21 protein-coding genes, 1 tRNA gene and 1 other RNA gene are annotated in these 24,431 nt (G+C 56.0%); 11 read left to right on the plus strand and 12 right to left on the minus strand.

Annotation, left to right across the window (positions count from 1 at the left end):
- Positions 1–174: 174 nt before the first annotated feature.
- Positions 175–1,422: a methyl-accepting chemotaxis protein gene (locus tag ICT70_RS08070; protein ID WP_337906804.1), complete on the plus strand. Its 1,248-nt coding sequence runs from the start codon at positions 175–177 to the stop codon at positions 1,420–1,422.
- Between the two features lie 149 nt (positions 1,423–1,571).
- On the opposite strand, the gene ICT70_RS08075 is transcribed toward ICT70_RS08070, so the two are convergent.
- From ICT70_RS08075 to ICT70_RS08130, 12 genes are all read right to left on the minus strand, one after another.
- The gene (locus ICT70_RS08075; protein WP_191155362.1) at positions 1,572–2,693 is read right to left on the minus strand and encodes an ATP-grasp domain-containing protein; all 1,122 of its coding nucleotides are present in this window, start codon (positions 2,691–2,693) and stop codon (positions 1,572–1,574) included.
- A 9-nt stretch (positions 2,694–2,702) separates the two neighbouring features.
- Complete coding sequence (locus ICT70_RS08080; protein ID WP_337906805.1) at positions 2,703–3,731, minus strand: LOG family protein; 1,029 nt, start codon at positions 3,729–3,731, stop codon at positions 2,703–2,705.
- Entirely contained in the window at positions 3,712–4,293 is a 582-nt protein-coding gene (locus tag ICT70_RS08085; protein ID WP_191155364.1) for a hypothetical protein, read from the minus strand. The genes ICT70_RS08080 and ICT70_RS08085 overlap by 20 nt, the downstream gene beginning before the upstream one ends.
- Before the next feature lie 215 nt (positions 4,294–4,508).
- Positions 4,509–4,896: RNase P RNA component class A (gene rnpB / locus ICT70_RS08090), an RNA gene on the minus strand.
- Positions 4,897–4,906: 10 nt separating this feature from the next.
- Positions 4,907–5,617 carry a C4-type zinc ribbon domain-containing protein gene (locus tag ICT70_RS08095; RefSeq protein WP_191155366.1) on the minus strand — a complete coding sequence of 237 codons (711 nt, stop codon included), beginning with the start codon at positions 5,615–5,617 and terminating at the stop codon, positions 4,907–4,909.
- Positions 5,618–5,646: 29 nt separating this feature from the next.
- The gene (locus tag ICT70_RS08100; protein ID WP_191155376.1) at positions 5,647–6,780 is read right to left on the minus strand and encodes a Nif3-like dinuclear metal center hexameric protein; all 1,134 of its coding nucleotides are present in this window, start codon (positions 6,778–6,780) and stop codon (positions 5,647–5,649) included.
- 242 nt (positions 6,781–7,022) lie between these two features.
- Positions 7,023–7,099, minus strand: a tRNA-Ile gene (locus ICT70_RS08105).
- A gap of 126 nt (positions 7,100–7,225) precedes the next feature.
- Positions 7,226–8,974 carry an RNA polymerase sigma factor RpoD gene (gene rpoD / locus ICT70_RS08110; protein WP_191155378.1) on the minus strand — a complete coding sequence of 583 codons (1,749 nt, stop codon included), beginning with the start codon at positions 8,972–8,974 and terminating at the stop codon, positions 7,226–7,228.
- Between the two features lie 104 nt (positions 8,975–9,078).
- A complete protein-coding gene (gene dnaG / locus ICT70_RS08115) occupies positions 9,079–10,947 on the minus strand; it encodes a DNA primase (protein ID WP_191155380.1) in 1,869 nt (622 codons plus the stop codon).
- Positions 10,944–13,313, minus strand: a complete 2,370-nt coding sequence (locus ICT70_RS08120; protein WP_191155382.1) for an endonuclease MutS2 — start codon at positions 13,311–13,313, stop codon at positions 10,944–10,946. The genes dnaG and ICT70_RS08120 overlap by 4 nt, the downstream gene beginning before the upstream one ends.
- Entirely contained in the window at positions 13,310–13,807 is a 498-nt protein-coding gene (locus ICT70_RS08125) for a CvpA family protein (RefSeq protein ID WP_191155384.1), read from the minus strand. The genes ICT70_RS08120 and ICT70_RS08125 overlap by 4 nt, the downstream gene beginning before the upstream one ends.
- Positions 13,808–13,852: 45 nt before the next feature.
- Positions 13,853–14,308 (minus strand): GatB/YqeY domain-containing protein, encoded by a 456-nt coding sequence (locus tag ICT70_RS08130; protein WP_191155386.1) that lies wholly within the window; start codon positions 14,306–14,308, stop codon positions 13,853–13,855.
- A gap of 211 nt (positions 14,309–14,519) precedes the next feature.
- Between ICT70_RS08130 and ICT70_RS08135 the strand changes: the two genes are divergently transcribed.
- The 10 genes from ICT70_RS08135 to ccoS all read left to right on the plus strand — a co-directional run bounded on the left by ICT70_RS08135 (position 14,520) and on the right by ccoS (position 24,388).
- Entirely contained in the window at positions 14,520–15,914 is a 1,395-nt protein-coding gene (locus tag ICT70_RS08135) for an NfeD family protein (RefSeq protein WP_337906808.1), read from the plus strand.
- Positions 15,914–16,708 carry a slipin family protein gene (locus ICT70_RS08140; protein WP_191155388.1) on the plus strand — a complete coding sequence of 265 codons (795 nt, stop codon included), beginning with the start codon at positions 15,914–15,916 and terminating at the stop codon, positions 16,706–16,708. Before ICT70_RS08135 ends, ICT70_RS08140 begins: the two co-directional genes overlap by 1 nt.
- 320 nt (positions 16,709–17,028) lie before the next feature.
- Positions 17,029–18,444 carry a cbb3-type cytochrome c oxidase subunit I gene (locus ICT70_RS08145; RefSeq protein WP_191155390.1) on the plus strand — a complete coding sequence of 472 codons (1,416 nt, stop codon included), beginning with the start codon at positions 17,029–17,031 and terminating at the stop codon, positions 18,442–18,444.
- A gap of 3 nt (positions 18,445–18,447) precedes the next feature.
- A complete protein-coding gene (locus ICT70_RS08150; protein WP_191155392.1) occupies positions 18,448–19,320 on the plus strand; it encodes a cbb3-type cytochrome c oxidase subunit II in 873 nt (290 codons plus the stop codon).
- A 2-nt stretch (positions 19,321–19,322) separates the two neighbouring features.
- The gene (locus ICT70_RS08155) at positions 19,323–19,463 is read left to right on the plus strand and encodes a CcoQ/FixQ family Cbb3-type cytochrome c oxidase assembly chaperone (protein ID WP_191155394.1); all 141 of its coding nucleotides are present in this window, start codon (positions 19,323–19,325) and stop codon (positions 19,461–19,463) included.
- 44 nt (positions 19,464–19,507) lie between these two features.
- Positions 19,508–20,008 carry a cytochrome c gene (locus tag ICT70_RS08165; protein ID WP_191155398.1) on the plus strand — a complete coding sequence of 167 codons (501 nt, stop codon included), beginning with the start codon at positions 19,508–19,510 and terminating at the stop codon, positions 20,006–20,008.
- Between the two features lie 22 nt (positions 20,009–20,030).
- Positions 20,031–21,320, plus strand: a complete 1,290-nt coding sequence (locus ICT70_RS08170; protein WP_191155400.1) for a 4Fe-4S dicluster domain-containing protein — start codon at positions 20,031–20,033, stop codon at positions 21,318–21,320.
- A 53-nt stretch (positions 21,321–21,373) separates the two neighbouring features.
- On the plus strand, positions 21,374–21,811 hold the full coding sequence (locus ICT70_RS08175) for a FixH family protein (protein ID WP_191155402.1): 438 nt from the start codon (positions 21,374–21,376) through the stop codon (positions 21,809–21,811).
- 1 nt (position 21,812) lies between these two features.
- Positions 21,813–24,209 carry a heavy metal translocating P-type ATPase gene (locus tag ICT70_RS08180; protein ID WP_191155404.1) on the plus strand — a complete coding sequence of 799 codons (2,397 nt, stop codon included), beginning with the start codon at positions 21,813–21,815 and terminating at the stop codon, positions 24,207–24,209.
- Positions 24,206–24,388, plus strand: coding sequence for a cbb3-type cytochrome oxidase assembly protein CcoS (gene ccoS, locus ICT70_RS08185; RefSeq protein WP_224746915.1), 183 nt, complete (start codon positions 24,206–24,208; stop codon positions 24,386–24,388). The genes ICT70_RS08180 and ccoS overlap by 4 nt, the downstream gene beginning before the upstream one ends.
- Positions 24,389–24,431: the final 43 nt, after the last annotated feature.

A 24,431-nucleotide genomic window follows, 5' to 3' on the forward strand; every position in this document is an offset into this window, starting at 1 on the left:
CACCCTTGCCGTTCGGCTAGCGGTTCCCGTCATCAGGGTCCGCAGAGGACTTTCACCTCCAAGTCACCATTTGGTCACCACAGCCAAATGGATGGTGCTTGAGCACCACGCGCCCTGCCGGGCGCACGTAGCGAAGCCGCCAGTCTCAAGACTGGCGTCATTATAGTCTGCCTTATGGTGGCAATTTTAGCCGTCATTATCAGTTTTATTCTGGTCCGCGCCATATCTCCACCGGTGCGCCGGGGTGTCGCTATGGCCCAGGAGATCGCCAAAGGTGATTTCAGCATGCGTCTCAACATGAACCGTGGTGATGAAATCGGCACCCTCGCTCAGGCTCTGGATGACATGGCCGAGAATCTCTCACGCAATGCCGATGTCGCCGAGCAGATTGCCGATGGCAATCTCAACGTTGAGGTCCAGCTGGCTTCGGAAAAAGATCAGCTCGGCCTCGCGTTGCAGACCATGGTGCTTAATTTGAACGATATTCTCAGTCAGATCCAGGTCGCCGCCGAACAGATTGCTTCCGGCTCCGGTGAGGTCGCTGATTCGAGTCAGTCTTTGTCACAAGGGGCAACCGAATCAGCCAGTTCACTGGAAGAAATTTCCGCTTCACTGAATCAGCTCTCATCACAAACCGGCACCAACGCCGAGAACGCCAATACCGCCAATCAGCTGGCCGGCGAGGCCCGTAATGCCGCCGAGCAGGGCAGCCGGAAAATGCAGGACATGGTGGCCGCCATGAGCGAGATAAACGACGCCGGTCAGAGCATCTCCAAGATCATCAAGGTCATCGATGAGATCGCCTTCCAGACCAACCTGCTCGCCCTTAACGCTGCGGTGGAAGCAGCACGTGCCGGTCAACACGGCAAGGGCTTTGCGGTGGTTGCTGAAGAGGTACGTAATCTCGCTGCCCGTAGTGCCAAGGCGGCGGCCGAAACCAGCGAGTTGATTGAAGGATCGGTTCAGAAGACCGCCAATGGCACGACCATAGCTGATCAGACTGCCCAGTCCCTCCAGTCGATCGTCAACGTTATCGGCAAGGTCACCGACCTGGTTGCCGAGATCGCCGCTGCCAGCTCCGAGCAGGCCCAGGGGGTCAGCCAGATCAACCAGGGGGTCAACCAGATCGATCAGGTGACCCAACAAAACACCGCCAGCGCAGAAGAAAGTGCAGCGGCGTCAGAGGAACTCTCCGGACAGGCCGCGCAACTGCGTGAAATGTTGCTGCGGTTCAAGTTAAAGGGGAGCGGCAACACCCATGCAAACGTCAGGGCCATCCCGCACATCCCGCAACAGCAGGAAGTGAAAGCCCAAACGGCAGGCTGGGGAGAATCACCGGCCCCGGCACCAAAAAAGATCGCAGGAAAAAAAAAAAAAAAAAAAGCGATTGCTCTGGATGATGATGAATTTGGGAAATATTAAAGATTAGACTCAATCAAACCACAGAGGCAGTAGAGACCAGAAGAGAACCTTAATGGCAAGACAGATTTGCCATACTGACTCGGGAGTGCAGGAAAAACGCCTTAAACCAAAGACTTTCTCAGTGCCTCAGCTCTGTGGTTAGGATAAGATCAGACAATCCGCACCGGGGCAAAACCACCCCCCGGGGTGCGCAGGTTGGTGAGCTGGCCCTGGTACAAGCGGGCGCCGACTCCAAGCAGATGATCGCGGAAGACAAAGAGGCGCAGGTCGACCTTGAACGCTTCGCCGTCCTGACTCCTCACCTGGGATGGCGGTACGATTTGCTGCACCAGGGTTGAATCGGGCTCCAGCTCAGCGAAGCGTTTGCGGGTAATGCTTTTGCCCATCAGCACACCACGGCCGCCAAACTTGTTGACCGGCTTAAAAATCAGCTCCTTGCGTTCATCCCATAATCGTGTGGCATCCATACCACCCATCAGCCGGCTTAAGGGAACCATCTCGAGCAACAGCCGCGTCCTTGCGGCGGAGAGGCCCAGTTGCTGCAATACCTCTTCATCCGACCATAGAATCATCCGCCGCTTGTCTGCCAGCAATCCATAAGCAAAGGGGTTGGGCGACAGACAGATGCTACCGGCCAGATAGGCAGCGCGCAAAGGGGCCAGAGCATCTTCTTCAAGGAAAAAATCACAGTGGCGGTTGTAGATGAGCTCAACCTTGCGCTCCTGATGGTAAACACCATCGCCATCAATCTGCAGATCGCCGGGGTCAGCAATACGGGCATCAATACCATGACTGATCAGCCAGTCACGACAGCTGACCATTTCCGGATACAGGGGTTGGTTCGGGGGATCTTCATCGAGGAGGACCAGACACTGAAGCGCTTGCCGTGATCGGGAAAAATCCCGCCACTCGCGCTGAAAGCTGAACAGCAACCGCTGCTGAAAGCGTTCCGACAAGGGAATCCCGTCGCCGCCCTGCAAATTGCGCATCTGGCTTTGCCAGGCGACAAAAGCCCCGCCGGCATTGGTATTGACCTCAATCAGTTTCGGCCCGTTTGCGCCCAGGTGAAAATCGTACCCCATCATCAAAGCCGCGTGGCCGGGATCAAAACGGGCAATTTCAGGAATCTCAGGGAAAACCCGCTGCTGGTAAGACGTACGCTGACTTAAGCGGAACAGGGTGCGGGCCAGGGTGTGCATGCGCTTGAGATCATGGCGAGAGATGTCGACCCGCGTCGGGCTGATGGGAATTCCAGTATGCTCAGTCATCATTGTTATTTTCTAAAAAACGTTGATACGACGGATGAAAGCGCTGAGCAGACCAAAGCTGCGCTGATTAAAGTCAACAATCAGGCGCGGTAGCTTATGCAGATCAGGCTGATCATGCTCTGCCGGCAAAGCTTCGTTGAGGACCATCGTCCCATCCGGCGCAAGAAGCTCACTAAACTCGCTGATCAGGGTATCACACTGTTCCTGAGCGAGTTGTTTGTTAAGGCGGATGACCAGTTTTTTGCCGACATAGCGCATGGAATGGTAGTTACGGTAAAATTCGTCAATAACGTGAACGGCTTCCCGATAATCGCGGGTAATGGTAAACAGACCAAAGTCCTCACCGGAAATCAGGCCACGCTTGAACAGACTGTCGCGCAAAAACTTGAACCATTCATCCCAGTAGCCACCATCATCATCGATCAGGACCAGAGGAATGGGAGGATTTTTCCCGGTCTGCATCAAGGTCATAATTTCCATCGACTCATCCATGGTACCAAAACCACCGGGAAAAAGAGCTACGGCATGGGCTTCTTTTAAGAAGGCCACCTTGCGATTGAAAAAGTAGCGATAGGTAATAACTTTATCATCCGCACTCATCACCGGATTGGTTTCCTGCTCAAAGGGCAGATGAATATTGACGGCGAAGGAATTCTCGGCGCCGGCGCCCTCATTGCCGGCCAGCATGATTCCGGGACCGCCACCGGTGATGACCATATAGTCGTGTTCGACCAGCCGGCGGCAGAAGTCGACGCAGGTCTGGTAGATTGGTTCGTCACGCCTGGTGCGGGCACTGCCAAAGACCGTGACCTTTTTACGATGGCGATAGGGGGCGAAGATCTTGTTGGTGTAGCGCATCTCCTTCATCGTGGTGCGCATCAGCTTCTGGTCTGCCATATAGCTGTTTTCCTGGCCGGACTTCAGAGCGGTCAGGATCATCTCACGAATCAGCCGGGGATGATGTACGCCCGCCTTGCTCATCAGCAGATCAATATATTCATCCATTTCACCGTTGGAACGATCAAAATTCAAGGTCATCATGGCATAGGTCCTTCGGCTTAGTTGCCGGCAACAAATAAAAAAAAGATCGCCCCTGTAACCGCGCGTATTGCAATAACAATCCGGTCATCGCCGCCCCCGCGTAGCGTCGGGCCAGGGTCAGGTAGTGTCGACGCAATTCACTTTCAATCCGGTAAAATTGTTTTAAATCCGCGTCAGACCAACAGGACTCGATTATATCACAATTAAAAGAGATACAATTGTAAGGTCTGCGACTGGGGGGCAACAGGCATCCCTGCGCCCCAAGAAACGGACAACTTTGCCGAAAATCAGGGGCGGGCAGCGGTTGTTGACGAGCGACATAGTGGAGCAGATTGACCAGGGTCATATGGTTGTGACCGGCATGGCAACAGCCACCGGCACACGCGCGACAATGGTGTTCTCCGTCGGCCGTTACAAAGAGGTCATTGAGTCGTCCCTGCAAATCGGCAATCGCGCTCAATTTAGGGCTTAACCAGTCTTTTTCATCCTGCCCCAGGTTCTGATAGTGTTCCTGAACCTCGGTAACAATCTGCTGCCATAATTGCTGGCGGTGGTGATGCATAGACAACCTTGAATATATATATTCTGCGCAGGGTCGGGGTTCCAGTGGCAAGGGTGTTTGTCGCCATGGACGGCGACAACAAGCGGTCATGGATGACAAACAGCGTCCTTTGACAGAGGATCCCCGACCCTGCGCAAGGACCGTGCTGAATAGTTACCCTGAAAACAACAAAGCGGCAGCATGATCTTCATTCATACTGCCGCTGCCGTCATGGTGGCTGGAGAAGGCCGTAAGCCGGGTTCTGTCTCCTGCGCAGTTACCTGCAAACAGGATGATGATCATTCATCTAGGATTGCCGTTGCCGACAACCTCAAGCGGCCAACCCGGGAACTTCGGGCGGACCACCCTCAAACGTTCCCCTATTAGGCCTTGCTCCGGATGGGGTTTACCTAGCTTCCGCCGTCGCCGCCGGAACTGGTGAGCTCTTACCTCACCCTTTCACCCTTACCCGCTGGAAAAACTTGCGGGCGGTTTCCTCTCTGTGGCACTGTCCCTGGGGTCACCCCCGGTTCCCGTTAGGAACCATCCTGTCCTGTGGAGCCCGGACTTTCCTCCCCCCGTCCCCGGCGAACCAGGGCGAGCGGCGATCATCTGTCCTTCTCCAGCCGAAAGATTAGACCTCTGCTTCTACGTACAAAATGCGATTGCAGTGGGGACATGTCTGCATATCAGCCCCCAACAGCAGTTGATTGAATAACTGGGGCGGTAGCTGCATATTACAACCAAGGCAGGCACCATTTCTGGCAACAGCGAGGGCCTGACCATTGCGTCGTTTGAATAATCCCTGGTATTTGCGCAGCAGGCTTTTGGGGACATCCGCAGCGACTTTTTCCCGATTCTGGACTTGTTGCTCAAGCTGACTGCCGGATTTGCTCAACAGCTGATCCAGTTCACTGCCACGCGCCCTGGCGTTTTCAGTGATAGCATCCAGGCTGGCCTGCTTTTCCTGCTGATCCTCAACCAGTACGGCAATCTCCTTGCGTTTTTCCTGCAGCTGATCCTCAAGCTCCTTGTTCCCCTTTTTGGCAACGTCAATTTCTTTGAGGACCGCCACATATTCTTTCTGGGTCTGAATACCGGGCAAGCGCGCTTCTACCCGGGCTACGTTGTCACGCTGTTTGAGCAGTTCCTGCTCTATCTGCGCTTCTTCATCGCGCAACTGATCAATTTCAGCGTTAAGTTGATCGAGCATGGTCTGAACCTCGGCGGTCTGCTCGGCAAAAACACCCAGTTCCTGTTGATAGTCGCTGCGGGTCGTTTCGATAGTGCTGATTTCCTGATCGATTTCCTGCAGGTCTCTAAGCAGGTTCATCTTGTCTTGCACGCGGTACCTCCATTGTTGTGTATTGCTTATCAGGTGATGGTAACAAACGGATCATGTTCTGTTGTCATGGTGATAACCTCAAGGCCTAAACCCTGCTCAGCCGTCAGGGACGTCAGGAGCTCGGCCATTTTTGTCATCATAATTTTTTCAGTGCCGAAGTGACCGGCATCAATTAAAGCCACCCCATCAGCACGGGCACGCTGCGCTTCATGAAATTTAATATCGCCGGTGACCAGACAGTCAGCCCCCAGGCGTTGGGCATCGGCATAGGTCACCATACCGCCGCCACCACAGACCGCCACCTTACCGATCAACCGGTCGGCGGCTCCTACGATACGCACTGCCGCAACATCAAGTGCTATCTTGACTTGGTGGGCAAAAGCCTCAAGCGTCAACTTCTGCTTCAGAACCCCGATCCGTCCGAGACCGGGACCATGTACCGGATTGGCCAGCGGGATCAGATCATAGGCAACCTCTTCGTAGGGATGCGCCTTGATCATACGGGTAAGGATACGATCACGCAGCTGAATCGGGATAATCGTTTCAAGGCGTAGTTCTTCGGCCTCTTCCTCAATGCCGGGAGTACCGATGAAGGGGTCGGTGTCGACCCCCCCACGAAAGGTGCCGATACCGCTGGTGCGAAATGAGCAGCGGTCATACGCGCCGATATGCCCGGCCCCGGCTGCGAACATGGCCTCCATCACGGCGTTCTCGTGGCCGCTGGGAACATAGACAACCAGCTTGTAATAACCGTCGCTGCGCGGGCGCTCGAGGGGAGTAACAGCAGCAAGACCAAGTTGTGCTGCCAGCCAGTCATTGAGGCCATCGACGCTACGGTCAAGGTTGGTGTGGGCGGCAATGATGGCAATGTTGCGCGAAATTGCCCGAAAAATAACATCTCCCGCCGGATCGCCGGGGGTTATGCGCTTGAGGGGGCGAAAAATCAGGGGGTGGTGACAGACAATCAGATCAGCACCAAGGCGCGCAGCTTCCTCAACCGCACCGCGCTCAGCATCAAGACATACCAGGATGCGGCGCACCGGTGCGCCGGGATCACCAACCTGCAGACCGACGTTGTCCCAGTCTTCAGCCAGATGAGGGGGGGAAATGCGGTTAATCAGGCCGACGATATCCGCTACCCGCGCTGTGTTTTTCTCAGCCATTTTACTCCTACAAACCGGGTGCCGGGCAAAAAGAAAGAGTGCACTGGTTCACCGGTGCACTCTTGGTTGAAATTCTGGTTTCTGGTTGTGGCATACTCTGCTGGGCTGATCTCATCAAGCGACCTCCCCGTTACGGAACCGGAAGGGTGAGTAGTGTAGCTGCTGTTCTCGCATGAATACGACAGGCCTTTATAATTTCAATACGACAAACGACTGGGCAACCGGCAAAAGAGTCAAAAAAGTGGTGGGCCCACCAGGACTCGAACCTGGGACCAGCCGGTTATGAGCCGGCGGCTCTAACCAACTGAGCTATAGGCCCGCTTCCTCGACTTTGCGCAAACGCAAGAGATAAGACTAAAAAATATTCCAGCAGCTGTCAAGCTAATTTCAGAAATTTTAGCCGCCCGGCCACCAGCAATCTCTGCAGTTGGTACCCGAACGCCTCTTAATCTACCGCCGAGAACCCCCGCAGACGTTTGGAACGGCTCGGATGACGCAGTTTGCGCAGGGCCTTGGCTTCAATCTGGCGGATCCGCTCACGGGTTACGTTAAAATCCTGGCCGACTTCTTCCAGGGTGTGATCTGATTTTTCTCCAATGCCGAAGCGCATGCGCAGGACTTTTTCTTCGCGCGGGGTCAATGAAGCCAGCACCCGCGAGGTCTGGTCACTGAGATTGCCCTTAATCACCGCTTCAAGGGGCGAGATAACCCCCTTATCCTCAATAAAATCACCCAGAGAAGAATCCTCCTCCTCTCCGATAGGCGTTTCCAGACTGATCGGCTCCTTGGCAATCTTCAACACCCGCCGCACCTTGTCCAGCGGCAGATCCATCCGCTCGGCTATTTCTTCCGGGGTGGGTTCGCGTCCGCATTCCTGAACCAGTTGCCGGGTAGTGCGAATCAGCTTGTTGATGGTTTCGATCATGTGTACCGGAATCCGGATGGTCCGCGCCTGATCAGCAATGGCCCGGGTGATCGCCTGACGGATCCACCAGGTGGCGTAGGTTGAAAATTTGTAGCCGCGGCGATACTCAAACTTGTCGACCGCCTTCATCAGGCCGATATTGCCTTCCTGAATCAGGTCAAGAAACTGCAGCCCACGATTGGTGTATTTTTTGGCAATCGACACGACCAGACGCAGGTTAGCCTCAATCAGCTCAGCCTTGGCCTTTTTGGCAATCCACTCCCCCTTGTAAACCTCCTTGAGATATTCCTGCAACTCTTCCGGCTCAAAGCCCGATTCCGCATTGACCCGTTTAAACTTGCGCTCAGCGGCAGCAAGACGCTTTTCCACCGAAAGCAACACGTCACCGGACACCTGGAGCTCATCAGCAACAGCATGGGCATCCTCATCACTCTGACGCATCCGCGTCAGGTAACTGGTTATTTCAGCACGTGGGCGCGACAGCATCTGCTCGCAGGCGCTGATTTCCGCCTGTCCTTTTTTTACCTGGGTGCCCATTTCTTTCAGACGGTCGACAATCTTGGCAACCTGAAAATCCTTCAGGCGCACCTCGCGCAGTAATTCTGTCATTTTTTCGCGCGCCTCGGCCTCATCCTTCTTCAGCTTCTTGACCTTGCGAACCGCCGTTTCCTGCTGCAACCCCTTGTCGATCTCATTGATCTGCTGCTCCAGCGGCAACAACCTTTCACGCAGGTCCATCAACCGCTGTCGTTGCCGACCTTCGACCTCACCCCCCTCTTCCTCATCATACTCACGGGTGATCTCGGAAACCCCAATCTGCCCTTTCTCAAGCTTTGCCAGCAGCAGCATGACTTCGCGACCGGCAATCGGGGTACGCATGATGACCTTGGCCACCAGTGCGTCGCCTTCTTCGATCCGCTTGGCGATCTCAACTTCCCCTTCCCGCGTGAGCAGGGCGACCTGTCCCATCTCCCGCAGGTACATACGTACCGGGTCACTGGTTTTGCCGAGGGTGCCGGCTTCCAGCTCGACATCACCTTCGTCTTCTTCCTCATCAATATCTGTGTCTTTGGAGCTGGATATTTTGCTGTCATTGTCGACAATCTCAATATCCATCTCACCGAACATGCTCATCACATCTTCCAGCTGCTCCGACGACACCATACTGGCCGGGAGCATATCGTTGACTTCATCATAGGTAAGAAAGCCCTTTTCCTTACCCATATCGATTAATTGCTGTACCTCTTCGGGATTGGTTTTTTTCGCCATCAGTACTAAATCTCCATGCGTTGTGACATTCGCGTAAAAAATATTGATCGTTAGTGTCAAGTGTAACCGTTTTTATCAAAATTGAAATATGACGCTCTTTTTTTTTACATTTTCCAGTCTGGTCTTCCCTTGATCTGCGATTGCAGCTGCGACAGCTCCGCCCGATAACGGTCGCCAGCCTCTACATCGCCCTGCTCATCAGCAGCCGGGATCAACTCACGCCAGAGCTGGTCCGATCGTCTTTTCAGGGCCTGTTTCTCCAGCGCGCGCAGACAGTCGCCGGCCACCTGATCCAGGGTCTCGGCAAATTCTGCCGGATCACAAATACGCGCCTGCGACAGAATCTCGCGTTGCGGTGCGGTCAGGCCCGGCAGGAGGGACTCGATATCACAACCCGAGGCCGTCGCCTGCTGAAGAATTTCTGCCATCACCGCCGCGACGTCAGGATGGTGAATCAGACGGACCCCGCCGCGTTCAATAAATGCTGTACGTACTGCCGAGCTTTGCAGCAACAACCGCAGCAGGGTCTGCTCGGTACGACTAACCGCCTTCCGGCTGTTCGCGGGGAGCTGCGGCTGCCTGCCCCCCGAACGCTGCGGCCCGGGCTCGTCGGCCGGATGAGGTGGTGAGATTGGCGCTGCTGAACCCTGAACCCGGCTTCGTCCTCGCTGTTGCCGGGCAATCATGTCGAGCTTTTTCTGCAGACGCGCAACCTCGATGCCGCTGTGTCCGGATAATTCCTTGAGATACAGATCCTGTTCTAATTCGCTCTTCAGGGCAGCGATTTTTCCCAGCACCTGCTCGACCGCCCGCACCTTTAACTCAACCCCGTTACCAGCCTCTTTAAGGGTCTCCTCCATGTAGAGTTCCATCAGCGGGCGTGCTCGATCCAGACGAACCTGGAAGGCTTCAGCCCCCTGACGCTGTAAAAACGAATCAGGATCATCGCCTGCGGGCAAAGTGACAGCTGCAGCAGCCACCCCTTCCTGCTGCAGGGTGGTCATCGCCTTGAAGGTTGCCTGCTTGCCGGCCCGATCCTGATCAAAAACCAGCACCACCCGCTGAGCATAGCGCTTGAGCTGCTGGGCATGTTCAGCGGTCAGAGCGGTACCACAGGTGGCAACCGCCTGGGCAAAACCGGCACGGTTCAAGGCCAGCTGATCAAAGTACCCCTCAACCACCAGCACATCACCACTGACGCGGATCGCCTGACGGGCCTGATAGAGACCGAAAAGAACCGCCCCTTTATGATAAATGGGCGATTCCGGCGAATTGATGTATTTCGGCTTGCCGTCATCCAGGACCCGACCACCAAAGGCCACAACCCGTCCAGCCAGGTCCAGAATCGGGAACATCAGGCGGGAACGGAACATGTCGTAGTCGCCGCGCCCCGACGACCCTTCACGCACCAAACCCAGGATGCGTGCCTCGGTAGCCGCTAGCTGGTGCTGCTCGAGATGATCCTTCAGACCCGACCAGCCGGACAGAGCATAACCGATGCGGTATTCAGCCGCAGCTTTTTGACCATAACCGCGCTCTTTCAGGTAATTGCGCGCGCTCACCGCCTGCGGATGCGCCATCAGGTTGGCATGGAAATAATCCGCAGCCAAACCATTGATCCGATACAGCCGCTCGCGCTCCTCGATGTGCGCCCGCTCCGGCGGTGTCAAGGGACGTTCCTCAAGATCGATGCCGGCGCGCCCGGCCAGCCGCCGCACCGCATCGGGAAAGCTCAAGCCCTCGCTCTGCATCAGGAAGCTGAAGGCATCACCGCCGGCACCACAGCCGAAGCAGTGATAAAACTGGCGCTCGGCATTGACGCTGAAAGAGGGTGATTTTTCAGCATGAAATGGACACAAACCCAGACGGTTGCGACCGGAGGTTTTGAGATCAACATACTGCGAGACCAGCTCAACGATATCGGTACGGTCACGAACCTGTTCAATTTTATCGTCGCCAATCTGTCCGCTCATCGTCCTCCCAACTCGACCACCGTCACATTGTCCCCACCCTGCTCCTGCGGCGCTGCATAAAATGCTGTCACCGCCGGCATGGTTGCCAGATAATCACGCACGGCACGGCGCAGGGTACCGCTACCGGCGCCATGAATAATCTCGACCTGCTGCAGATGGGCCAGCAAGGCATCATTCAGGTAGCGATCCAGCAGCGCCAGGGCGTCCTCTACCCGCTCGCCGATCAATTTCAGGCGGGGTGCAAGCTGCTCCACCACCGCAGGCCGTACCAGCATGGTGGAAGCGGGGCGCGATGCGATAAAACGGCGCGGGGCAAATTGCTCCACTGCGGTCAGCGGCTGGCGCATGCGCTTGCCGGCGACCTGCAGATCCACTTGCCCGCCACTAATCCGCTCGACCCGGGCCTCTGCTCCGAGGGCGACAATCCGCACCAGCTCGCCAACCTGCAAATCTTTCGGCACCACGGTCTTTTGCCGCGTTTTTGGCGCAAAGGCGGCAAAAGCCTGCCGCGCTGCTGCCAGTTCTTCACGCGCTGCCGCCGAATGACCTGGCGAGGAAGCATCAGCCTGACGCCGACGCAGCTGTTTCAGCCGCTCCTGGGTGGCCGAAATCAATTCTTCAGCCTGGCGACCGGCACGTGCGAGCACCTTGCTTTTACTTTCTTTAAGTTCCTGCAGCTGGCGCTTTCGCAACTGCTGCGACGCTGCTGCCGCCGACGTTAACTGCCGGGCTGCCGCCAGCTCACGATCTAACTCCTGGCGCTGACGCCCCAGTTCAATCAGTATCTGGTTCTGATCATGCTGATCCCCGAGAAACGCCTGGGCCCGCTCAACCACCTGCGGCGGCAAGCCGAGGCGGCGTGCAGTTGCCAGGGCACTGCTGACACCGGGAAGGCCATAATGCAGACCATAGGTCGGTTCCAGGGTATCAGGATCAAACTCTACCGCTGCGTTGGTCATTCCGGCGCTGACATGGGCGAACTGCTTGAGCTGCCCCAGATGCGTGGTCAGCAGAATCGTTGCCCCTTTAGCGCACAACGCCTGGATCACCGCCTGGATCAGCGCCGCGCCTTCCGCCGGATCGGTACCGCTCCCGGCCTCGTCGAGCAACACCAGGGTGTCGGCGTCGGCCCGTTCAAGAATCGTGCGAATCCGCAGCAGATGCCCGGAGAAAGTCGACAGGCTGTCAGCAATGCTCTGCTCATCGCCAATATCAACAAACACCTGCCGGTACAGATGAATGCGGCTGTCACTGCGACAAGGCAGATGCAAGCCGGCGCGCAACATCAACAGCATCAACCCCAGGGTCTTTAAGGCGACCGACTTACCACCGGTGTTCGGGCCACTGACCACCAGAACCTGATCGTTCTCGCCAATCAGCAGATCAATGGGCACTGCGGCGGCAATATCAAATTGGCCGGCACGGATCATCAGCAATGGATGACGGACCTGGCGCAGTTCAATCAGCGGGGAGCTCACCAGTTCAGGACGACAGCCCCGATAGGAGCGTGACAAGCGCGCCGCAGCAAAGCGCAAATCGATTTGCGCCAGCAACTGCTGGTTGCTGAGCAACAGCGCCCGATCGCGGCGCAACAGATCAGCAAGCTGGAGCAGGATACGCCGTTCTTCGCGCTGTTCTTCGCGCAGCAGATGCTGCAGACGATTGTTGCCATCGAGAATCTGGGCCGGCTCCACATAGAGCGTCTGGCCACTGGCTGACTCATCCTGCACAAAACCTTTAAGCCGACCACGGTAATCACTCTTGACTGGAACCACATAACGGCCGTTACGCACCGTCACCAGACGTTCCTGGAAACAGGCGGCCAGGCGCTCATCCGTCAGCAACCGCTCGAGCTGCTGCTTGACCCGGTCACGCGTCTGCCGTCCTTCATAACGCAGCTCAGCGAGTTTAGGCGAGGCATTGTCCAGCAGTTCGCCGCGTTCGCCGATGGTGTTCTGCAGGCGCCGCTGCAATTCCGGCAGCGGTACCAGCCCATCGGCCACAAGCGCCAGACAAGGCGCCTCCTTGCGTCCCTTGAACCAGTTGCGACAAACCGCCAGCGTCAGCAGCGACTGCAGCACCGGCCGCAGCTCCACCGCCGCCGCCAGACTACCGGGGGCCTGACAAGCGGCCAGGACCGGGGCTAAATCACAACAGCCCCCCAGCCCCGGCGACTTGTCAGCCTGAAGCAACGCCAGAGCCTCATCGACTTCGGTCAGCGCCTGCTCAACCGCGGCCTGATCTTCCAGCAAGCCAAGCTGCTGAGCCAGCAGTCGGCCCGGCTCTGACTGGGTTTGACCAGCGAGCCAGCTGCGCAATTCAGGAAAACCAAGACGCTCAAACAAGGATGCGTCGGCAACCATCATCGGCCGGAAGACCTGCCCATCAGTGCCTGCCCTTCATCCAGCAGGGTCTCTCCCAGGGTGGCAAAGGGCGGCGCCAGATGCGAAGCCCCGATCCATTGCCGGGCCATGGCCGGCGCAGGCTGTGAACCCATGGCAAGAATCAGCATGGCCAGGATGACCACTGCCTGAATCAGACCAAAAACTCCGCCGGCCAGGCGATTAACCCCGCCCAGCAGAATGATTTTAACAAACCGATGCAGCACGAACCCGAGCACCGCAAAAACAATGACGATCCCGAGGAAAATCGCCAAAAAAGCCGCCCACATCGAAACAGCCCCCGGCAGACCGGCACTATCCTGGAGAAACTGAGCAAGGGGGACATGAAAGGTAAAGGCAAAAACACCCCCGAGTACCAGTCCGAGGAGGGAACAGATCTCCTTGAGCAAACCGCGCAGCAATCCCTTGATCAAAAAGACCGCCAACACCACCAAAATCAGAATATCAACCAGACCCAAAAAAGAACTCCCTCTGAGAACACAGGATGAAAGGCGAACAAGGGACTAATCAGCAGGGCCGGCCAGCAACTCTCTGACAACCTGGTTGACCAGTCGACCTTCAGCACTACCCTTGGTTTTTGCCATGACTACCGGCATCACCTTACCGATGTCCTTAATAGAAGCAGCCCCGGTCGCGGTGATCACCTCCGCAACCAGAGCGCGGAGTTCATCCTCACTTAGCTGCGCAGGAAGATACTGTTGCAGGACCGCCAGTTCGGCTTCCTCTTTGTCGGCCAATTCCGGGCGGTCATTGCTGCGATAAAGCTCGGCAGATTCCCGACGTTGCTTGACAAGGGTACTGATGACAGCCAGAATAGTATTATCGTCAATGTCTTGTCTGAGTTCGATTTCTTTGTTTTTGATGGCACTGCGGAGTTGGCGAATCGTGCTGAGGCGATCGGTCTGTCTGCTCTTCATCGCCGCCTTCATATCCTGATTGAGTTGCTCTTTAAGACTCATATTGCTCCACCTGATCGTAGAAGTTGCGGTAGGACGTGAATGCAAAGAGGGCGCGCAGAAGCTTCTGGCACCCATATATACAAACAAATGATTATAACGACTGATGCTGAAAACACAAGTAAAGAAGTAACAATTTATCATATAACCGGAGCAGGGGTTCCACTTGGCCACAACATGAGGCCCCGGAACGACAACAAGAGGCGCGAAGACCGTGATCACCAGCTATCAGCAGGCAAAAAGACTCCTTTTGCGCACTATCAGCGTTTTTGCTGTCCTGTCAGGCTTTGCCCTGCTCGCCCTGAGCCCGGCACTATCGCTGTTTGCCAACCCACCGGCCAGTGACACCATCCTGCTGCTCGAGGTCGCAACACCGATCAATCCAGTGATCGCATCTTTTATTGCCGACACCATCACCACGGCTAATCGCCAAAACCACCGGGCGGTACTGATTGAGCTCGATACTCCCGGCGGTCTCGATACCGCCATGCGCGATATCATTCAAGCGCAACTGAATTCCAAGATCCCGACCATTGTTTATGTTGCGCCACAAGGCGCAAGGGCCGCTTCAGCCGGGGCACTGATCACCCTGGCCGCTGACTTTGCCGCCATGGCGCCGGGAACCAACATTGGTGCGGCAACACCGGTCAGTATCGGCGGCGGCGGCGGTGAAGCCGATGAAACGATGATGAAAAAAGTTGCCAACGATGCTGCTGCCTACGCCCGTAGCCTGGCCCAAAAGCGGGGTCGCAACCAGGAATGGGCGGAAGAGGCAGTACGTGACGGGGTCTCCATCTCTGCCGAGGAAGCGCTGGATCTGGCAGTGATCGACCTGATCGCCGAGCATCGCGAGGATCTGTTACGTCAGCTGGACGGTTACAAATTTATCCGCGATGGTGAGGTCATGATCTTCACCAGCGCCGGCAGTCAGCTGGTAACCGTCGAAATGAATTGGCGCCAGAAGATCCTCAATGCCCTGAGCAACCCGAGCTTCGCCTACCTGCTGATGATGCTGGGGATCCTTGGCATCTTTTTTGAAATTTCCCAACCCGGCTCGATTTTTCCCGGAGCGGTTGGTGCCATCGCCATCCTGCTGGCTCTGTTTGCTTTTTCCGCCCTGCCGGTCAACTACGTAGGCTTGCTGCTGATTGTCGTGGCCTTTATCCTCTTTATTCTGGAAGCCAACGTCCCCTCCTATGGTATGCTGGCGGTTGGCGGCCTTATTGCCATGAGCCTGGGATCACTGATGCTGGTCGACAGCAGCGAACCCTACCTGCAGATTTCCCGCGCGGTGATCGCCGCAACCGTGCTTTCCTGCGCAGCGTTTACTACCTTTGCCGCCACCATGGTAGTTAAAACCCAGAAGCGCCACAGCCCGTTTGGCCAGGACGGACTGATCGGCAAGCACGGGGAAGCGGTTGAGGCCATTGGTCCCGACAGCGGACGCGCCTTTGTTTATGGAGAATATTGGTCGGCTCGGGCCAACGCGCCGATTGTCCCCGGGCAAACAGTGGAGGTCATTGAAATGCTTGATGGTTTAAAGATCAAGGTTGGCGCCGTCACATCAACCGATCAGTCCGCTGACTGTGAAAAAAAGGAGACCCTATAATGTTTGATTTTGGTGCAGGTTTTTTCTGGATAATCATTGTCGCTATCGGCGCGGTCATTATCAGCGCCGCAGTACGGATACTGCTTGAGTACGAACGCGGGGTGGTGTTTCGTCTGGGCCGCTTCTCAAGTGTCAAAGGACCGGGACTGAAATTTATCATTCCTGTTATTGATCAGATGACCAAGATCAATATGCGTACCGTTGCCATGGATGTTCCCGAGCAGGACATTATTACCCGTGACAACGTCTCGGTCAAAGTCAATGCAGTTCTCTATTTCCGCGTCGTCCAGCCGGACAAGGCCCTGATCGAAGTCGACAACTATCTGTATGCCACCAGTCAGCTGGCGCAAACCTCGTTACGCAGTGTCCTCGGTCAGGTGGAATTGGACGAACTGCTGGCGGAAAGGGATAAGATCAACCACGACCTGCAGGAGATTCTCGACCGCCAGACTGACCCCTGGGGGGTCAAGATCTCCAATGTTGAAATCAAGCACGTTGATCTGCCGGCCTCGATGCAACGCGCCATGGCCCGTCAGGCCGAAGCAGAGCGTGAGCGCCGCTCCAAGGTCATCCATGCCACCGGCGAGTTTGAGGCCTCAAAAACCCTGGCCAACGCCGCTGAGCAAATCAACAAGCAGCCCGGCGCTTTACAGCTGCGCTTTCTCCAAACCATGACCGAGATCGCCGCCGAGAAGAACTCGACCATCCTCTTCCCGATGCCGATCGACCTGATCAAGCCATTCCTTGACATGGCGCAGCACAAAACACCGGAGAAATCGCAAGAGCAGAAGTAAATAATGTACTTATTCAGCTGCCGTCCTTCGCGCAGGGTCTTTGAATCCTGCGCGAAGGGAAACAATCGCGTCCCTTGTCATAGGATTTCTGACCCGGTACTGAACCGATACCTCCTTTTTTGATTTACAAATATACCTTGGTTTTTTGCAGCGCACCCTCCTGGATCACTGACCGTCACCACTTTGGTCTATTTTACCCTCAATGTAATTGACTTTCCCTCGTATTTCACTAAAATGGTCACGTTTATCATTCATTATTTTTTCTCTGCCACAGTGATCTGACCATTGGATACATCTGCCAATCTGCGCTAGGAGGCCACATGGGAAAACCGCAATATCATACCGACATCGTCAAGAGCTTTGTCAACTGGAGCCTCGTCTGGGGTGTCGTCGCGGTGCTGGTCGGGGTGATTGTATCGTTTCAGATGATCAACCCCGATCTGAACTACCCCCCCTATTTCACCTTCGGACGATTACGCCCGATTCATACCAATGCCGGCATCTACGGCTGGGGGGTGGGCACCATTTTCGCCATGTTTATTTACATGGTCCAACGACTATGCAAAACGCCGCTGTGGAGTCTCGGCCTGGCACGCTTCCAGCTGTGGTTGTTCAACGCCACCATTATCGCGGCTGCCGTCACCCTGCTTCTCGGCTACAACACCACCCTCGAATACCATGAAATGGAATGGCCCATCGACCTCATGATCGTCGTGCTGTGGGTCGTTTTTTCTATCAACATCATCATGACCATCATCAAACGCAAAGAAGAACAGATGTATATTTCTTTGTGGTACATGATGGCAGCACTTATCGGCGTTGCCATCCTGTTTACCGTCAACGCCCTCGCCGTTCCGGTCTCGGCCTTTAAATCCTATTCCATCTTTGCCGGCACCAACAGCGCCAATGTCCAGTGGTGGTTCGGTCACAACGCCGTAGCCATGGCCCTGACGGCACCGCCGCTGGCCATGTTCTATTATTTTCTGCCCAAGTCCACCGGGGTTCCCATCTACAGCCACCGGTTATCGATTATCGCTTTCTGGTCGCTGATCTTCATGTATCTGTGGACGGGTGCCCACCATCTACTCTGGACACCGATCCCTGACTGGATCCAGACCCTGGCCATGGCTTTTTCGATCATGCTGATCGCTCCTTCATGGGGTTCGGTCATTAACGGCTATATGTCGATGAAGGGGCAGTGGCATCAGATGCGCGACAACTATCTGGTCAAGTTCCTGATTCTCGGCATCACTTTTTACGGATTACAAACGCTGCAGGGGCCGATGCAGGCAATCCGGACCTTTTCAGCCTTCATTCACTATACCGACTGGGTTCCCGGTCATATTCACATGGGGACCATGGGGTGGGTCTCGCTGGTCAGTGTCGCCGGCATCTACTTCCTGTTGCCGCGCATCTACGGTCGCGAGGTTTACAGTATTCCTCTGGCCAACCTGCATTTCTGGCTGGTAGTGATCGGTCAGTTAATCTGGTCAACCAGCATGTGGATCTCCGGAATTCTGCAGGCCGGCATGTGGAACGCCATGAACGCTGATGGCAGTCTCACTTACACCTTCACCGAAACCATGGTCGAGATGTATCCCTACTGGTGGATCCGCGCCATTGGCGGCGTCATTTACCTGATCGGCATTCTGGTCTTTATCTACAACGTCTACATGACCGTGCAGAAAGGGAAAGAACCAGCCCCGAAACTGCTTGAAGTCGAAGGGAGGGCTTAAATCATGTGGGAAAAGAAACCGATTCTGCTGATGCTCATGGCCACCGCCGCCATTCTGGTCGGCACCACCATCACCATGATTCTCCCCTTTGTCTGGGTCAACACCGAGGCTGACCGCATTGAAGGGGTGACTCCCTATACCCCGCTGGAGCAGGAAGGTCGTGATATCTACATGCGCGAAGGGTGCAACAACTGTCACACCCAGACGGTGCGCCCGCTGGTGGCCGAAGTGCTGCGCTATGGCGACTACTCAAAATCGGGTGAGTTCGTCTACGACCGCCCCTTCCTCTGGGGTTCCAAACGCACCGGTCCTGACCTGGCGCGTCTCGGCGGCAAGTACCCTGATGCCTGGCATTACCAGCACATGGAAACCCCGCGCTCCATCTTCCCGAAAACCAACATGCCGGCTTACGGCTGGTTGAGCAATAACGCCCTCAAGCCTGACAAAGTGCGGCGCAAGATGCAGGTATTGGGATTTCCCCACAGCGAAGCGCAGATCGCTGAACTGGCAACAAAAAATGAGATGGACGCCATCATTGCCTACATGCAGAAGCTTGGCAGCGACATTCCCTGGCGCCAGACCGGCCGCACTGAAATCGTGGGCGAATTACGCAACCCCTTCAGTGGCGCTGATCAGACGACCCTGGCCGGCTGGCGTCCGCTGTATCAGAGCAATTGTTCTGCCTGCCATGGCACCAACATGGAAGGGGGGATCGGCCCGGAACTGGTGGGCGATTATTACGATGAGGAGACGCTCTTCCGGATCATCTATGACGGAATAGCGGCAGGAGGCATGCCTGCTTACGCCAATCTTGGCAGCGAGCGGGTCTGGCAACTGGTCAACTTGATCAAGTACGACCAGTCAACGGGAGACTGATCATGGATCTGGCGTCCATTATGTATCTGGCGGTAACCTTTGGCCTTTTTGTTATCTTTGCACTGATCGTAGGCAATACCTACAAGCGCAAGAACAAACAAAAAAAGGAAGCCCCTAAATACCGGATGATGGACGACGATTAAGCCGATCGTAACAAGCCTTCAGAACAAGAGAAAGGTTGCAACCGATGAGTGAAAAAAAACGCGACAAGCATGACGAACATGCCGATGGCATTGTCGAAGATCGCAAACAAGCGCCCCCCCTATATTTCTATATTCTTTTTTACGGACTGATCATCTGGGGAATCGGCTTCAGTGCCTATTACCTGTTCAGTGGCTGGAGCTCGGAAAAAGAGTTTGAAGAAAAAATGGCCGGTTATCAGGAAACCTACACCCAGCCCAATGCGGCCGCTCAGACAAGTGGACAGACGGCCACGGCTGAAGCAGCCGCGGCAGCGAGTGGGATTAATGCGGTGAGTCTTTACAACTCCAACTGTGCGGCCTGCCATGGTGCCGGCGGCGCTGGTGGCTTTGCTACCGACCTGACCGGTGATTACGCCTACGGGAAAGATGCCGACAGCATCCGCACCAGCATTGCTCAAGGGCGTGGCGCCATGATGCCCGGTTTCACTGACAGCCTCAGCAGCAACGAAATTGATGCGTTGGTAGCTTATCTGCTCAAGCTGTAACCGGCGAAGGAACCTTTAAGCGGTGGCTGGCTGCGGCCACCGCTACCTCACCATGCCCAACACCCACCAACACAAGCGCCTGCTGCTCCTTGCCCCCTGGCGCAGAACCTTCCAGTGGTTAACCACCCTGACGATTATTCTGCTGCCATGGATCCAACCGGATGGCGTCAGCCTGGTACGCATCGATATCCCCAGCCTCAGCCTGCATCTGTTTGGCCAGGTCCTGCGCATTCAGGAACTCTACCTGTTGCTGATCTTTATTCTCGCGACAGGTGCTGCTTTCTTGTTCATCACCCTGGTTTTTGGCCGTCTCTGGTGTGGCTGGGCCTGTCCGCAAACGACCCTCACCGATCTGGCGGAATGGTTTGCTGAACGCTTGAAGCTTAAACTCCTCGCCAACCGTCTGCAGGGGGCACTGCCCGGCAAAATCCTTGCTCATAGTTTTTATCTGTTGCTGGCCTCGCTGGTCTCCGCCAACCTGCTCTGGTATTTCATTGAACCTCAGCGTTTTCTTGCCGGTCTGGTCTCCGGAACCCTGCACCCTGGGGTCCTGATCAGTTTTCTGGTTATCGCTGCGATCATCTATCTTGACCTGGGTCTGATCCGGCGACTGATGTGTCGTGAATTCTGCCCCTATGGGCGCATTCAGTCATCCTTTGTTGATCCGGCAACCCTCACCCTGAATTTGCCGGAGAAGGAAAAACCACGCTGTATCCGCTGCAATTCCTGTGTGCGCGCCTGCCCCATGGGCATCGACATCCGCAACGGCTACCAGATCGAATGTATCAATTGTGGCCGCTGCCTCGATGCCTGTCGGCAGATCATGGCCAAACGGGACGAGCCCGGACTGATCTACTACACCTTTGGTATCGACAACCGGGGTGTCAAAGGGCTGCTGAATCTACGTGTTCTCCTGCTGGGGTTGCTCCTGATCAGTCTGCTCAGCGCCCTGACCTACGCCACCCTGACGCGAACTTCAGCATCTCTGAAGGTCTCATTGGCACCGGCTGCGGTCAGTCGGATCGTTGACAACCAGCAGACCACCCTGTTCACTGTCTGGATCAACAACCGCAGCACAGATGCTCAGGAATATCAGTTGCGAGTAAGGGCTCCCGGTGGTGAGCCGCTGGAGATCAGGGGGCAGACGGAACAGATTCCTGTCGCCGCCGGTGGCAATTACCAACTCCGGCTGATGGTTCTCTCCCCTGTCAGCAATCAGCCAATCATGGTAGAATTCCAATTGTTCAGCAGCCATCAGCAACCGGTTGCTACCGCTACCGCCCAACTATCAGCGTCAGCTCATCGCCAATAAGAGTAACGATTCTTGCATGCTGACCTCTTTTGTCGGCAAGAAACGAGTAATTCATGACTAAATTCAATTCTGCCCTGCTTGTTCCCCTGCTGCTCTGCTCCTTCCTGGTCTTTTCCAGCTGGGCTGCCTACCAGGCCGCAACCCGGGTCAGCGAAGTCAGTGATCAGGATTATTACAGTAAAGGATTGAAATATAACAGCACGATGCTGGAAAAACAGGCGGCAGCTGTCCTGGGGTGGGAGCTTCACAGCGAACTGATGGACGGCGTGTTGATCCAGCACTTGACCAACCGTGAAGGGGAACCGGTCAGGGGCGCTAAAGGTCAACTTAAACTGCAGTACCGTGGAGCCTTGCTGATAGTTCCTCTGGCAGAGGCAGATCCCGGCGTCTATCGCGCTCAGCTCCCCGAGCTATCCGGTGAAAACCTCATCCAGGCGGAGTTTGAGCATAAGGGTGCCCGGATTTTGCGGCGCTTGTTGTTGACCATCTGAAATGACCGTCATCAAAGAACTAACCTGCGACCACTGCGCTGAACCGTTTTCCCCGGCCGAGCTGGTAACCGACGAGATCGCCGGGACCACTCGCAACTTTTGTTGTTACGGCTGTCGCGGCGCCTATCTGATTATCCGCGGCGCCGGCCTCGAGCATTTTTATCAGCGCCCCGACCGTCAGGCCGGAACCCTCAAGGAAGCTTTCAACTTACGTTTTGACGAGGCCTACCTGGCGCGCTTTGTCCGTCATCATGAATCAGCAGATGAAATCAGCCTGATTGTCGATGGCATCCGCTGTGCCAGCTGTATCTGGCTGATCGAACGATTGCTGCAGAAGCTGCCCGGAATTATTTCGGTGCGGGTCAACTTTGCCACCCACCGGGTACTGATCCGCTTTGCCGGCGCTGACATCAGTGCCGCCGCTATCTGCCGCAAACTGGCTGACATCGGCTATCTGGCACGCCCTTACAGCCTGGACGAACTGCAGCAATCGGCCCATCGCGAAATGCGCAGCCTGCTCATGCGTTTCGGGACGGCAGTTTTTCTGACCATGCAGCTGATGGGTTTTTCCCTGGCGCTTTATGCCGGCTATTTTAAGGGAATCGACCTGCAAACCAAAAGCATGCTGGAATATTTTGCCGCCCTGGTCACGACACCGGTCGTCTTTTACTCGGGCTACCCCTTCCTGCGTGGCGCCTGGGTCAGTCTGCGCAATCATCAGCCCAACATGGACCTGCTGATTGCCCTGGGCACCCTCTGTGCTTATTTTTACAGTCTCTATGCCATGATGACGGGCGCTGAGGTCTACTTTGAAACCGCAGCCATGATTATCACCCTGATTCTTGCCGGTCGTCTGATCGAAGCGGGAGCGAGGCGCAAAGCGGCCGCCGGTATCGATCGGCTGCTCAAACTGGCACCGGCGCGAGCCCTGCGCTTTGAACACGGTAGCTGGAGTGAAGTTGACAGCCGGGAACTGTTGCCGGGTGATATGATCCAGCTCAAAGCCGGAGACCGCCTGCCGGTGGATGGCATCGTCACCCGGGGCACCAGTGAAATTGATGAAGCAGCGGTCACCGGCGAACCCCTGCCGGTATTTAAGGAATGCGGGGATCCGGTTGTCTCCGGCACCCTTAATCTGAACGGCACCATCGAGGTCAAGGTCACCTCGGCCGCCGCTGAATCCTTCCTTGCCCGCATGACCGCCATCGTGGAGCAGGCGCAATCCGATCAAGCCCCGATTCAGCGGCTTGCTGACCGGGTTGCCGGTGTTTTTATCCCGATCGTGCTGCTGATTGCCGCCGGCACTTTTATCTACTGGCACCTGCGTGATGGCGCCGCCCTGCTCAATGCCGTCTCGGTGCTGGTCGTCGCCTGCCCCTGCGCCCTCGGGCTGGCAACCCCGACGGCGGTGATGATCGCCACCGGGCGCGCGGCAGAAGCCGGGGTGCTGTTTCGTGGCGGCGATATTCTTGAGGCGGCATCAGGCATCAGCCATCTGGCGTTTGACAAAACCGGCACCATCACCATCGGGCGACCCCATGTGGTCGGCATCACCCTCAGCCATGGCACGCAACAGCAACTCCTGCAAGGGCTGGCCGATGTCGAAGCCGGCAGCCATCACCCCCTCGCACGCGGCATTCTCAAGGAAGCCGCGCAGCATGGCATTGTTCCCAAGCCGGTTGACAGATCCACCACCCATACCGGTCTGGGCATTGAAGCCTGGCAGGGCAACACCCATCTCATCGCCGGCAACCGGCGCTTTCTGAAAGAACAGGGGATCGATCTGCCGCAGACCGCAGGCGCCGGACGCAGCGAGGTTCATCTGGCCCTCGATGGCCGATATATCGGTCTGGTTACGCTGGAAGATGAGATCCGCCCTGATGCCCAACAGATGTTCAACGACCTGAATCGACGCGGGTACACCAGTGTGCTGTTAACCGGTGATCGTGAAGATGTCGCCCGGCGTATCTGTTCACTTCTCGCCATTGATACCTGGCACGCGGAACTGACCCCGGAACAGAAGGCGCTGCAGATTGACGCGCTTACCCCGGCGGCGGTGATGATGGTGGGTGACGGGATCAATGACGCGCCGGCCCTGTCGAAAGCCACCATCGGCTGTGCCATCGCCGGCAGCACCGACATTGCGGTTGAAAGCGCTGATCTGATTCTCACCCGTCCGCACCTGGCGAATATTCCCTTTGCCCTGCACCTCGCGCAAAAAACCCTGGTCAACATCAAACAGAACCTGGCCTGGGCCTTCAGCTATAATCTGATCGCCATCCCTCTGGCCGCCAGTGGGATGCTGGCGCCGGTTTACGCAGCGGCAGCAATGGCGATCAGTTCGGTCTGTGTCCTGCTCAATTCCCTGCGACTCAAACGCCAAGGACACCTGCCATGATGACCTCTACCATCCTGCTGATTTTTCTGTCCTTTTGTATCGGCACCGGAGTCTGGTTGTTTTTTCTCTACGCGGTTAAAAAGGGGGAGTTTGACGATATCGAAGGCCCCAAATACCGGATGCTGGATGATGATGATGTCGAGGAAAAGACAAAGGATGATGAGGTGGGTAAACTGTAGGGGCACGGCGCGCCGCGCCCCTGCAACATCATACGATTTTTTG

Source organism: Pelovirga terrestris (genome assembly GCF_014773365.1).
GTDB lineage: Bacteria > Desulfobacterota > Desulfuromonadia > Desulfuromonadales > Geopsychrobacteraceae > Pelovirga > Pelovirga terrestris.

Coding starts and splice junctions, on each gene's coding strand:
- dnaG (WP_191155380.1), bottom strand. CDS start 10,947: ATGAGCGGACAGATTGGCGACGATAAAATTGAACAGGTTCGTGACCGT.
- ICT70_RS08070 (WP_337906804.1), top strand. CDS start 175: ATGGTGGCAATTTTAGCCGTCATTATCAGTTTTATTCTGGTCCGCGCC.
- ICT70_RS08080 (WP_337906805.1), bottom strand. CDS start 3,731: ATGATGACCTTGAATTTTGATCGTTCCAACGGTGAAATGGATGAATAT.
- ICT70_RS08075 (WP_191155362.1), bottom strand. CDS start 2,693: ATGATGACTGAGCATACTGGAATTCCCATCAGCCCGACGCGGGTCGAC.
- ICT70_RS08120 (WP_191155382.1), bottom strand. CDS start 13,313: ATGATGGTTGCCGACGCATCCTTGTTTGAGCGTCTTGGTTTTCCTGAA.
- ICT70_RS08085 (WP_191155364.1), bottom strand. CDS start 4,293: ATGCATCACCACCGCCAGCAATTATGGCAGCAGATTGTTACCGAGGTT.
- ICT70_RS08100 (WP_191155376.1), bottom strand. CDS start 6,780: ATGGCTGAGAAAAACACAGCGCGGGTAGCGGATATCGTCGGCCTGATT.
- rpoD (WP_191155378.1), bottom strand. CDS start 8,974: ATGGCGAAAAAAACCAATCCCGAAGAGGTACAGCAATTAATCGATATG.
- ICT70_RS08145 (WP_191155390.1), top strand. CDS start 17,029: ATGGGAAAACCGCAATATCATACCGACATCGTCAAGAGCTTTGTCAAC.
- ICT70_RS08130 (WP_191155386.1), bottom strand. CDS start 14,308: ATGAGTCTTAAAGAGCAACTCAATCAGGATATGAAGGCGGCGATGAAG.
- ICT70_RS08155 (WP_191155394.1), top strand. CDS start 19,323: ATGGATCTGGCGTCCATTATGTATCTGGCGGTAACCTTTGGCCTTTTT.
- ICT70_RS08180 (WP_191155404.1), top strand. CDS start 21,813: ATGACCGTCATCAAAGAACTAACCTGCGACCACTGCGCTGAACCGTTT.
- ICT70_RS08165 (WP_191155398.1), top strand. CDS start 19,508: ATGAGTGAAAAAAAACGCGACAAGCATGACGAACATGCCGATGGCATT.
- ICT70_RS08140 (WP_191155388.1), top strand. CDS start 15,914: ATGTTTGATTTTGGTGCAGGTTTTTTCTGGATAATCATTGTCGCTATC.
- ICT70_RS08150 (WP_191155392.1), top strand. CDS start 18,448: ATGTGGGAAAAGAAACCGATTCTGCTGATGCTCATGGCCACCGCCGCC.
- ccoS (WP_224746915.1), top strand. CDS start 24,206: ATGATGACCTCTACCATCCTGCTGATTTTTCTGTCCTTTTGTATCGGC.
- ICT70_RS08175 (WP_191155402.1), top strand. CDS start 21,374: ATGACTAAATTCAATTCTGCCCTGCTTGTTCCCCTGCTGCTCTGCTCC.